This is a genomic window from Micromonospora humi (assembly GCF_900090105.1).
GTDB classification, from domain to species: domain Bacteria; phylum Actinomycetota; class Actinomycetes; order Mycobacteriales; family Micromonosporaceae; genus Micromonospora; species Micromonospora humi.
The window spans coordinates 275,869-286,918 of sequence record NZ_FMDM01000006.1 but is presented as its reverse complement, the minus strand read 5'-3'; the positions used below and the strand labels follow the sequence as shown (position 1 = coordinate 286,918).

The following is an 11,050-nucleotide window of genomic DNA, read 5'->3' as shown; positions in this document are numbered from 1 at the left end:
GGCTCAGTCGCCGGCCGGGTGTGCGTGCCCGGTCGCGGCCCGCCGGGCCCGCCAGCGGTCGCCGAGGGATTCCAACTCCTCCTGTACGAAGAGGAAGAAGTCCCGCATCTCGGCGACCCGCTCACCGGCCGGGGTGCTCCGGCCGCGCAGCGCCTCGACGCCGCCGCCGGCGATGTCGATGAAGTTCTTGTAGAGGTTGGTCTTGGTGATGGTGGCCTCGTACCAGGGGTTGTCCGGCATCCGGTAGCGGTCGCGCCGGGAGCCCTTGACCGGCTCGCGGACCAGCATGGCGAACTGGGTGAGGTAGCGCACCGCGCCGGACACGGCCGCCGCGCTGACGCCCAGCCGCTCGCCGATCTCGCCCGCGGTGAGCGGGTCGTCGGCGCTCATCACGGCGAACAGGACCCGGGCGGCCATCCGGGGGAAGCCCACGTCGGCGAAGGCCATCGCCATCCGCTCGACGAAGAGGTGGACCTCTTCCTCGTCGCGCCGGCTCGACTCGGTCATGGTCGGCTCCTCGACACTCACCCCGTGACCCTACAGTCTTCACAAATTTATGAAACGAGCGTAACTTCCGAAGTATGGAAACGGCAATTGAGGTGTCCGGCCTGGTGAAGACGTTCGGCCGCACCCGAGCGCTCGACGGACTCGACCTCACCGTCCGCACCGGCGAGGTGCACGGCTTCCTGGGCCCCAACGGCTCCGGCAAGTCCACCACCATCCGGGTGCTGCTCGGCCTGCTGCGGGCGGACGCGGGGGCCGTCCGACTGCTCGGCGGCGACCCCTGGCAGGACGCCGTCGCCCTGCACCGCCGGCTCGCCTACGTGCCCGGCGACGTCACGCTCTGGCCCCACCTCAGCGGCGGCGAGGTGATCGACCTGCTCGGCCGGCTGCGCGGCGGGCTCGACCCGAAGCGCCGCGCCGAACTGCTGGAGTCGTTCGAACTGGACCCGCGCAAGAAGGGCCGCACCTACTCCAAGGGCAACCGGCAGAAGGTCGGCCTGGTCGCCGCGCTCGCCTCCGACGTCGAACTGCTCATCCTCGACGAGCCGACCTCCGGGCTCGACCCGCTGATGGAGGAGGTCTTCCAGCACTGGGTCCGGCGGGCCCGCCAGGACGGCCGCACGGTGCTGCTCTCCAGCCACATCCTGGCCGAGGTGGAGGCGCTCTGCGACCGCGTGACGATCATCCGGGCCGGCCGGGCGGTCGAGTCCGGCACCCTCGGCGACCTGCGCCACCTGCACCGCACCGCGATCGACGCCGAGGTGACCGCGCCGCTCGACGGGCTGGCCGACCTGCCCGGCGTGCACGACCTGCGGGTCGACGGGCACCGGGTCCGCTTCGACGTGGACGCCGCCGCGCTCGACGCCGCGCTGCGCCGCCTCACCGAGCTGGGCGTCCGCAGCCTGGTCAGCACGCCGCCGACGCTGGAGGAGCTGTTCCTGCGGCACTACGAGAGCGCCGGCCGATGAGCGCGCTCACCGGGACCCGGCACCTGGTCCGGTTGAACCTGCGCCGGGACCGCGTCCTGCTGCCGATCTGGGTGCTGATCCTCGCCGTGCTGCCGGTCTCCTACGCGGCCAGCTTCTTCGAGCTGTTCCCCACCGCCGCCGAGCGGGCCGCGTACACCGAGGGAACCGCCCGCAACCCGTCCATCGTCGCGCTGCTCGGCCCGGTCTACGGCGACAGCGTCGGCGCGCTGACCGCCCAGCGCAGTGGCTTCCTGCTGGTGATCGTGGCGCTGGCCAGCCTGCTCACGGTGATCCGGCACACCCGCACCGAGGAGGAGGCCGGCCGGCGGGAGCTGCTCGGCGGCAGCGTGCTGGGCCGGCACGCCGGCCTGACCGCCGCGCTGCTCGTCACGTACGCGGCCGACCTGGTGCTCGGGCTGCTCACCGCGGCCGGGCTGCACGCCACCGGCCTGCCGACCGCCGGCTCCTCCGCGTACGGCCTCGTCGCCGCGCTGACCGGGATGGTCTTCGCCACGCTCGGCGGGCTGGCCGCGCAGCTCACCGAGACCGCCGGCGGGGCACGGGGGATCGGCATCGCCGGCCTCGGCGCCGCGTTCGCGTTGCGCCTGGTGGGCGACACCGCCGGCAACGACTGGCCGAGCTGGCTCTCCCCGCTGGGCTGGGCGGCGCGGGTTCGGCCGTACGAGGGGGAGCGGTGGTGGGTGCCGCTGCTGCCGCTGGTCGCCACGGTGCTGCTCGCGGCGGTCGCGTACCCGGTCTCGGTCCGCCGCGACCTGGGCGCGGGCGTGCTGCCGCCCCGACTCGGCCCGGCCACCGCCGGCGGCGCCCTGTCCGGACCGTTCGGCCTGGCCTGGCGGCTGCACCGGGGGCAGATCCTCTGGTGGTCGGTCGGGTTCGGCCTGCTCGGGCTGATCCTCGGCGGCGCCGCCGAGGCGGCCGGTCGCTCGGTCGAGGGCAACGCGCAGCTGGAGCAGATCATGGCCCGGATCGGCGGGGCCTCCGGGTTGGCCGACGCCTACCTGGGTGCCACGCTGAGCCTGGCCGGGCTGGCTGCGGCCGGGTACGGCATCCAGGCCGCGCTGCGGATGCGCGCCGAGGAGTCCGCCGGCCGGGCGGAGCCGGTGCTCGCCACCGGCACGCGCCGCTCGACCTGGCTGCTCTCCCACGTGGCATTCGCGCTGCTCGGCCCGGTCGTGGTGCTCGCCGTGACCGGGCTGGCCACCGGCCTGACCTACGGGTTCAGCGTGGGCGACGTGCCCCGGCAGGTGGGTCGGATGCTCGGCGCGGGCCTGGCCCAGGCGCCGGCCGCCTGGGTGCTGGCCGGGCTCGCCGTGCTGCTCCACGGCCTGCTGCCCCGGTTCGCGTCGGCCGCCTGGGCGGTGCTGGCGGTCTGTGTGCTGCTCGGTCAGCTCGGCGCGGTGCTGGAACTCGACCAGTGGTTGCTGGACCTGTCCCCGTTCACGCACACCCCGCAGGTGCTGCGCGACGCGTGGAGCGCGACCCCGCTGTTCCTGCTGACCGCCCTGGCCGCCGCCCTGGCCGCCGCCGGCCTGCTCACCTTCCGCCGCCGCGACATCCCCGTCCTCTGACCCCCAGCCGCGTCGATCTTGCACTTTCCGCCCCGACATAAGGGACAAACAGCCCACGCCGGGGGCCGAAAGTGCACGATCGCGGGGGAGGAGGGGAGGGGGTCAGCGGATCATCAGGGCGCTGCGGAGGCCGGTGATATCGAGGACGCGGATCAGGAAGTCGCCGACGTTGCTCAGCATCAGCACGCACTGCATGTGGCTGGCCTTGCGGCTGAGCACGACGAGCGTGCCGAGGCCCTGGGAGTCGCAGAAGGTGACGCCGCCGAGGTCGAGCACGATGCGCGGCGGCGGGTCGGCCAGCACCTCGTTGACCACCGTGGAGAGCTGGGCGGCCGTGAGCATGTCGATCTCACCGGCCAGGCGAAGCACGGCTTCGTCACCCGTCCGGTGCACGGTGATGGACAGTTCGGCACGATCCACCCGGTCAGCCTATCGCGATCTCGACGAACGGGCCTGTCGAGCGGGTCGCGGCCGGCGCACCCGCCGGCCCGACGAGGGGTGAGCCCGGTAACCCTCGTTGCGGGGTGGCTGCCGGCGGGCCGGTCGTCGCTGACACAATGGCGGCATCGTGACCGAGACTCTTTCCGCCGGATCCGGCCGCTACCCGGCTGATGCTCCGGCCTCCGAGGCCCTGTTCGACCGCGCCAAGGCCCTCGTGCCCGGCGGGGTGAACTCCCCCGTGCGCGCGTTCCGCGCCGTCGGCGGCACCCCGCGCTTCATGGTCCGGGGCGAGGGGCCCTGGCTCTTCGACGCCGACGGCCGCCGCTACGTCGACCTGGTCTGCTCCTGGGGGCCGCTGATCCTCGGCCACGCCCACCCGGCCGTGGTGGAGGCGCTGCGCGAGGCCGCCACGCTGGGCACCAGCTTCGGCACGCCGACCCCCGGTGAGGTCGACCTGGCCGAGGAGATCGTCGCGCGGACGCCGGTGGAGCAGGTGCGCCTGGTCAACTCCGGCACCGAGGCGACCATGTCGGCGATCCGGCTGGCCCGCGGCTTCACCGGCCGCTCCAAGATCATCAAGTTCGCCGGTTGTTACCACGGCCACTCGGACGCGCTGCTCGCCGCCGCCGGCTCCGGCGTGGCCACGTTCGGCCTGCCCGACTCGCCCGGAGTGACCGGCGCGGCGGCCGGCGACACGATCGTGCTGCCCTACAACGACCTGCGGGCGGTCGAGGCGGCGTTCGCCGCCGAGGGCCCGAACCTCGCCGCGATCATCACCGAGGCGGCGGCCGGCAACATGGGCGTGATCGCCCCCCGGGACGGCTTCAACGCCGACCTCGCCCGGATCGCGCACGCGCACGGCGCGCTGCTCATCGTCGACGAGGTGATGACCGGGTTCCGGGTCTCCCGCGCCGGCTGGCACGGCCTCGACCCCTCCGACGCCGACCTGTGGACGTACGGGAAGGTCATGGGTGGCGGCCTGCCCGCCGCGGCGTTCGGCGGGCGCGCGGAGATCATGGCGAGGCTGGCCCCGGCCGGCCCGGTCTATCAGGCCGGCACGCTCTCCGGTAACCCGCTGGCCTGCGCGGCCGGGCTGGCCACGCTGCGGCTGGCCGACGACGCGCTCTACCGGCGACTCGACGAGACGTCCGCCGCGCTGGGCAAGCTCGCCACCGAGGCGCTGTCCGCGGCCGGCGTGCCGCACCGCCTCTCCACCGCGGGCAACATGTTCTCGATCTTCTTCACCGACGCCGACGTGCGCGACTACGACAGCGCCCGCACCCAGCAGGTGCCGGCGTTCAAGGCGTTCTTCCACGCGATGCTCGCCGCCGGCGTCTACCTGCCGCCGAGCGCGTTCGAGTCGTGGTTCGTCTCCGCGGCGATCGACGACGCCGCGTGGGAGCAGATCGCCGCCGCCCTGCCGGTGGCGGCGCGGGCGGCGGCAGCGGCCGGACACGGGGGGTAACTGATGGCGGAGACGGTGGTGCACGTGCTGCGGCACGGCGAGGTGTACAACCCGGACGGCATCCTCTACGGACGCCTGCCCGGGTTCCGCCTCTCCGAGCTGGGCGTGCAGATGGCCAAGGCGGCCGCCCAGGCGCTCGCCGAACGCACCGTCGTGCACGTGGTGGCCAGCCCGCTGGAGCGCGCCCAGCAGACCGCCGAGCCGATCGCGGCCCAGTTCGGCCTCTCCGTCGGCGTCGACGAGCGGCTGATCGAGAGCGCGAACTGGTTCGAGGGCAAGAAGGTCTCGCCGGGCGACGGCTCGTTCCGCGACCCGCGCAACTGGTGGGTGCTGCGCGACCCGGTCACCCCGTCCTGGGGCGAGGCCTACCAGGTGATCGCCGAGCGGATGTTCGCCGCGCTGCACGCCGCCCGGGTCGCCGCCGAGGGGCGCGAGGCGGTGCTCGTCTCGCACCAGCTCCCGATCTGGACGCTGCGCCGGCACGTCGAGCGCAAGCGGCTCTGGCACGACCCGCGTCGCCGCCAGTGCGGCCTGGCCAGCCTCACCTCGTTCCACTTCGACGGCGCCAAGATCGCCGGTATCGGCTACTCCGAGCCGGCGGCCCACCTGATCGCGATCTCGCCGACCGCCCGGACGGCCAAGGGGGCCTGATGCTCACCCGGAGGCTCGCCGCCGCCCTCCTCGCCGCCGTCACCGCCGGTACGGCGCTGGCCGGCTGCACCTCCGGCAGTGAGGAGAGCCGGTGCGCCGCCGACGGTCTCACCGTGACCTGCGCGCCGGACCAGCGGTCCACCACGCCCAAGGTGAGCGGTGAGCTGCTCACCGGCGGCAGCTACGACATCGCCCGCGACCGCGGCCAGGTCGTCGTGGTCAACTTCTGGGGCTCCTGGTGCGCGCCCTGCCGGGCCGAGGCGGACGACCTGGAGGGCACCTACCAGGCCACCAAGGGCGACGGCGTGACGTTCCTCGGCATCAACGTGCAGGACAGCAAGGACAAGGCGACCGCGTTCGAGGAGAGCTACGGGGTCACCTACCCGAGCCTCTTCGACCCGTCCAGCCGGCAGGCGCTCAACTTCGACATCCCGCCGAACTCCACCCCGGCGACCGTGGTGCTCGACCGGGACGGCCGGGTCGCCGTGGTGATCCGCCGTGCGGTCACCCAGGACGAGCTGCGGCCGATCGTGGCGAAGATCGCCGCCGAGAAACCGGCGCCGAACGGCTCCCGCTGATGGGTGAGACGTTCGCCCGACTCGCCTCGTCCGGGCCGTTGCTGTTCGCGGTGGGCGCGGCGGCGCTGGCCGGCCTGGTGAGCTTCCTCTCCCCGTGCGTGCTCCCCCTGATGCCCGGCTACCTGTCCTACGTCACCGGCCTGGCCGGCGCCGACCTGGAGGGTGCAAGGAGGGGCCCCCGCTTAACGCCTCCGGTAGAGGAAGGGGCCCCGGTTAACACCGGCAGTGGTGGCGTGGGTGTGGCGGAGCGGGCGCCGGCGCGGACCACGGCCGCCGTCAAGGGGCGGGTGCTCGCCGGCACGCTGCTGTTCATCGCCGGCTTCACCGCCGTCTTCGTGTCCACCGCGATCCTCTTCTCCAGCGTCGGGCGGCTCTTCTTCCGCTACGAGCGCACGCTGGAGATCGTCATCGGCGCGCTGGTGGTGGTGCTCGGGCTCGGCTACCTCGGCGTGATCCCCGGCATGCAGCGCGAACTCCGCATCCGGTGGCTGCCGTCGGCCGGGCTGCTCGGCGCGCCGGTGCTCGGCGCGGTCTTCGCGCTGAGTTGGCTGCCGTGCACCGGGCCCACGCTCGGTGCGGTGCTCGGCCTGGCCGCCACCGAGGGCAGCGCCGGCCGGGCCGTGGTGCTCGCCGTGGCGTACTGCCTCGGGCTGGGGCTACCCTTCGTCGTCTTCGGGCTGGGCTTCCAGCGCCTGCTCGGGGTGTTCCGCGCCGTCCGGCGCAACAGCCGCTGGGTCACCCGCGTCGGCGGCGCCCTGCTGATCCTGATCGGCCTGGCGCTGGTCACCGGCGGCTGGCAGAACGTGGTGATCTGGTTGCAGACGCACGTGGGCGTGGGCGAGGTGAGCATCTGATGACGACCGTGGACGACCGGCCGACCACCCCGCCGGCCGAGGCGCCCCGCCGCCGGGTCAACCCGGTGCTGGCCCTGCTGCGCAACTCGTGGCGGCAGCTCACCAGCATGCGTACCGCGCTGATCCTGCTGTTCCTGCTCGCGGTCGCCGCCATCCCCGGCTCGGTGCTGCCGCAGCGCGGGGTCAACCCGGAGAAGGTCGACCAGTGGTTCGTCGACCACCCGGACCTGGCGCCCCGGCTGGACCAGATCGGCGCGTTCGCGGTCTTCGGCTCGGTCTGGTTCTCCGCGATCTACCTGCTGCTGTTCACCTCGCTGATCGGCTGCATCCTGCCCCGTACCCGGGATCACGTCCGGGCGCTGCGGATGCGGCCGCCGGCCGCGCCGAAGCGGCTGGACCGGCTGCCGCAGCACGCCGCGCTGGAGGCCCCGGCCGCCGCCGACCCGGCGGCGATCGCGGCGGTGCTGCGTCGCCGCCGCTGGCGGGTCGCCGTCCGGGGCAACGAGGTCTCCGCCGAGAAGGGCTACCTCAAGGAGACCGGCAACCTGCTGTTCCACACGTCGCTGATCGCCGTCCTGCTCGGCGTCGCGGCCGGTTCCTGGTACGGCTGGCACGGCAACCGGATCCTGGTCGCCGGCGCGGACAACGCGTTCTGCAACACCCGTCAGCAGTACGCCGAGGCGTCGCTCGGCCCGCGCGTGGACAGCGCCGACCTGCCCCCGTTCTGCCTCACGCTGGAGAAGTTCGAGGCCGACTACCTCGACTCCGGGCAGGCGTCCCGCTTCTGGGCCACGGTGAGCGTGGACTCGCCGGGCGACACGCCCCGGACCGCCGGCTTCTCGGTCAACTCGCCGTTGCGGCTCGACGGCGCCAACGTCTACCTGCTCGGCAACGGCTACGCGCCGGTGCTGAAGTACACCGACCGCTACGGCAAGAGCCAGACCAGCGACGACCCGTTCCTGCGCACCGGCGACCCGAACGCGACCGAGGAGGGCGTGGCCCTCTTCCCGGACGCGAACGTCGACCCGAAGACCGGCCGGCGGGCCGCGGACCAGCAGGTCGCCTTCGACGGGCTCTACCTGCCCACCGTCGGGGACCAGCCGCCGTACGTCGCGTCGCAGTTCCCGGCCGAGCGGAACCCGGCGCTGAACCTGACCGCCTACCGGGGCAACCTGGGGCTCGACGCCGGCATCCCCGGTTCGGTCTACCAGCTCGACCAGCGGCAGGTCGACAACGGCAAGCTCAAGCAGGTCGGCACCAAGCTGCTCCGGCCCGGCGAGACGTGGACCCTGGACGACGGCAGCACGCTGGAGTTCGTCGGCACCCGCCCGTACGTCACGCTCGCCGTGCGGCACGCACCCGGGCAGACGCTCCTGCTGGTGGCCAGCGGCACGCTGTTGCTGGGCCTGATGGGCTCGCTGTTCGCCCGCCGCCGCCGGGTCTGGTTCCGGGTTTCGCCCCCCGAGGGTGGATCTCCGACGAGCGGTAGTAGCTTGGTGGAGGCCGGTGGGCTGCCGCGCACCGAGCATCCAGGGTTCGCCGACGAGTTCGCGCAGCTCGTCGCCGCGGTCAGCGGCGACGCGCCGGACCGGCGGCGGGCGCGAGAAGGAGACGAGTGATGTCCGCACTCTCCGACCAGCTGGTCACGTTCGCGATCCTGACGTACCTGGTCGCGATGATCAGCCATGCCGTGGAGTTCGCGCTGGGCAACGCCCGGAAGGTGGCGGTCGCGGCCCCGGCCCGGGAGCTGGTCGGCGCGGGCGTCGGGGGCGCCGGTGGGTCGGTCGACGAGCCGGCCACCCCGTCGGTGCCGGAGCGGCCCGACCGCTCCACCGGGCGGGCCGTGCTGGCCGGGCGGATCGCCGCCTGGCTGACCGTGCTGGGCGCCGCGCTGCACCTGGGCGCGGTGGTCACCCGGGGCATCGCCGCGGAGCGGATGCCCTGGGGCAACATGTACGAGTTCGTGCTGACGGTCACCTGGATCGGGGCGGCCGCCTGGCTCGTGGTGCTCTGGAAGCAGCCGTCGCTGCGCCGGCTCGGGCTGTTCCTGACCCTCGTCATGGTGCTGCTGCTCGCGTTCGCCGAGCTGAAGCTCTACGTGCAGGTCGTGCCGCTGATGCCGGCGCTGCAGTCGTACTGGTTCATCATCCACGTGTCGACGATCATCTTCTCCTCCGGCATCTTCCTGCTGGGCGTGGTGCCGGCCGCCGCCTACCTGATGCGGGCCGGCTGGGAGCAGGGGCGGCGCAGCTTCCCGTACACCCTGGCCCGCCGGCTGCCGGCGGCGGCCGGGCTGGAGCGGTTGACGTTCACGCTGCACGCCTTCGCCTTCCCGATCTTCACGTTCGCGGTGATCGCCGGGGCGATCTGGGCCGAGGCGGCCTGGGGTCGCGCCTGGGGCTGGGACCCCAAGGAGACCTGGGCGTTCATCTCCTGGGTGGTCTACGCGGGCTACCTGCACGCGAGGGCCACGCCGAGCGTGAAGCGCAGCGTGGCCACCTGGATCGCGGTCGTCGGCTTCCTGACCGTGCTGATGAACCTGTTCGGCGTCAACTTCTTCTTCACCGGCCTGCACTCGTACGCCGGCGTCTGAGCCTCAGTGGCAGGTGCCCGTCCCGGAGTCGGTGAACGTCTTGCCGGCCACCGGGAGGAACTGCCAGGAGTAGGCGTTGGTGGAGAGCGTCAGCTTGAGCACCCCGAACGTGGTGCCGTTCTTGACCTGGCTGTTGGCGGCCGGGGCGGGGAACGTGCTCATCAGCGGGCGGCCCCCGGTGCCGACCACCCACTCCCGGATTCCCCGGTCGGGTTCGGCGACGCCGGCCGGATTCTGCGGGGCGAAGCGTTCGTACTGGTGGTTGTGGCCGTTGATGACGATCTCGGCGCCGGCGTCGTAGAGCGCCTGGAACAGCGGCCGGACCGCCGACGACTCACGGCCGCCGGAGCTGAACAGCGGGTGGTGGTACTGCGCGAGGGTGCAGCGGTTCGGGTGCGCGGCGAGGTCGGCCCGCAGCCACTTCTCCTGGGGTGAGCCGGCCTGGCAGCCGCCCACGCGGGAGCAGTTGGTGTTGAGCACCACGATGTGCCAGCCGGCCTTGTCGAACGAGTAGTAGCCCTTCCCGGGCGGCAGTACCGCGCCGAAGTAGTCGAAGGTGGGCTTCGCCGTGGTGGACGAGATGTAGTCGTGGTTGCCGAGGATCGGCTTGGTGCGGTCCTTGAACTGGCCCCAGGTCGGGTCGTAGCAGTCGGCGAGCTGGGCGGCCGTGCCGCTGTCGGTCAGGTCGCCGCCGGCCATCACGGTGCCGGGCTCGCGGGCGACGATCTGCGCGGTCTGCGTCGCGCCGGTGGTGCTGCACGCGGAGATGTCACCGGCGTTGAGCAGCACGTTGTCCCCGGTCTGCGGTGGACCGGTGGTGATGACCAGCATCGGCGCGTAGGTGCCGGACTCCCGGCTGTCGTAGAAGGCGCCGTCCGGGTTGGTGGAGGAGAGCGCGAACGCGACCAGGCCGTTCCCGGTGACGGCGCTGGTGACATCCAGCTCGTACCAGGTGTTGGCGCGCACGGTGGCGAGCGAGGCGAGCGGCGCGCCGACGGGTGCCGGCCGGTTCGCGTACGTCAGGGTGCTCTCCGACCAGCCCGTGCCGGCTTCCTGCGCGGTGCCGCCGTTCGGGCTGGGGGCGTTGGCGGTGTTCTGGACGTGCAGCCGGAGGCGGGCGGTGGAGACCGGGTCGACCAGCCGGGTGACGGTGAACTGCAGGTAGGAGATCCGGGTCGGGGCGGCGCCCACGGCGAGCGAGTTGGTGCCGTTGAAGTTGGCGTTCGGGCTGGACGAGCTGACGTAGCTGTCTGCGGTGGCGGCAAACGGGAAGGTGGTGGTGGCTGCCGCCGCCGGTGGCGCGGCGGTGAGCAGCCCGGCGATGAGCGTCAGGGCGGCCAGCCCGGCGTGGAGAGCGTGCCGTTTCATGGGATCTCCGTTCCGGCGGCCTCGCGCTCGTGCCGTCCG

The 11,050-nt window shown here is 73.0% G+C and carries 11 protein-coding genes; 8 read left to right on the top strand and 3 right to left on the bottom strand.

Going from position 1 to position 11,050, the window contains the following annotated elements; translation table 11 throughout:
* Positions 1-3 precede the first annotated feature (3 nt).
* Positions 4-528: a GbsR/MarR family transcriptional regulator gene (locus tag GA0070213_RS14470; RefSeq protein ID WP_245716387.1), complete on the bottom strand. Its 525-nt coding sequence runs from the start codon at positions 526-528 to the stop codon at positions 4-6.
* Between the two features lie 53 nt (positions 529-581).
* Between GA0070213_RS14470 and GA0070213_RS14465 the strand changes: the two genes are divergently transcribed.
* Complete coding sequence (locus GA0070213_RS14465; protein WP_091062958.1) at positions 582-1,472, top strand: ABC transporter ATP-binding protein; 891 nt, start codon at positions 582-584, stop codon at positions 1,470-1,472.
* A complete protein-coding gene (locus GA0070213_RS14460) occupies positions 1,469-3,061 on the top strand; it encodes an ABC transporter permease (protein WP_091062957.1) in 1,593 nt (530 codons plus the stop codon). The genes GA0070213_RS14465 and GA0070213_RS14460 overlap by 4 nt, the downstream gene beginning before the upstream one ends.
* A 102-nt stretch (positions 3,062-3,163) precedes the next feature.
* Here the strand turns inward: GA0070213_RS14460 and GA0070213_RS14455 are convergent, their stop codons facing one another.
* Complete coding sequence (locus tag GA0070213_RS14455) at positions 3,164-3,481, bottom strand: STAS domain-containing protein (RefSeq protein WP_091062954.1); 318 nt, start codon at positions 3,479-3,481, stop codon at positions 3,164-3,166.
* Positions 3,482-3,629: 148 nt separating this feature from the next.
* Here GA0070213_RS14455 and hemL point away from each other — a divergent pair, with 148 nt between their 5' ends.
* From hemL to ccsB, 6 genes are read left to right on the top strand one after another with little or no spacing between them, the layout of a single operon-like run.
* Positions 3,630-4,967: a glutamate-1-semialdehyde 2,1-aminomutase gene (gene hemL, locus GA0070213_RS14450; RefSeq protein ID WP_091062953.1), complete on the top strand. Its 1,338-nt coding sequence runs from the start codon at positions 3,630-3,632 to the stop codon at positions 4,965-4,967.
* Positions 4,968-4,970: 3 nt separating this feature from the next.
* On the top strand, positions 4,971-5,618 hold the full coding sequence (locus GA0070213_RS14445) for a histidine phosphatase family protein (protein ID WP_091062951.1): 648 nt from the start codon (positions 4,971-4,973) through the stop codon (positions 5,616-5,618).
* The gene (locus GA0070213_RS14440) at positions 5,618-6,196 is read left to right on the top strand and encodes a TlpA family protein disulfide reductase (protein WP_091062949.1); all 579 of its coding nucleotides are present in this window, start codon (positions 5,618-5,620) and stop codon (positions 6,194-6,196) included. Before GA0070213_RS14445 ends, GA0070213_RS14440 begins: the two co-directional genes overlap by 1 nt.
* Entirely contained in the window at positions 6,196-7,050 is an 855-nt protein-coding gene (locus GA0070213_RS14435; protein WP_091062946.1) for a cytochrome c biogenesis CcdA family protein, read from the top strand. The genes GA0070213_RS14440 and GA0070213_RS14435 overlap by 1 nt, the downstream gene beginning before the upstream one ends.
* The gene (gene resB, locus GA0070213_RS14430; protein WP_091062944.1) at positions 7,050-8,669 is read left to right on the top strand and encodes a cytochrome c biogenesis protein ResB; all 1,620 of its coding nucleotides are present in this window, start codon (positions 7,050-7,052) and stop codon (positions 8,667-8,669) included. The genes GA0070213_RS14435 and resB overlap by 1 nt, the downstream gene beginning before the upstream one ends.
* Positions 8,669-9,643 carry a c-type cytochrome biogenesis protein CcsB gene (ccsB, locus tag GA0070213_RS14425; RefSeq protein ID WP_091062942.1) on the top strand — a complete coding sequence of 325 codons (975 nt, stop codon included), beginning with the start codon at positions 8,669-8,671 and terminating at the stop codon, positions 9,641-9,643. The genes resB and ccsB overlap by 1 nt, the downstream gene beginning before the upstream one ends.
* Before the next feature lie 3 nt (positions 9,644-9,646).
* On the opposite strand, the gene GA0070213_RS14420 is transcribed toward ccsB, so the two are convergent.
* A complete protein-coding gene (locus GA0070213_RS14420) occupies positions 9,647-11,011 on the bottom strand; it encodes a CBM96 family carbohydrate-binding protein (protein ID WP_091062940.1) in 1,365 nt (454 codons plus the stop codon).
* Positions 11,012-11,050: the final 39 nt, after the last annotated feature.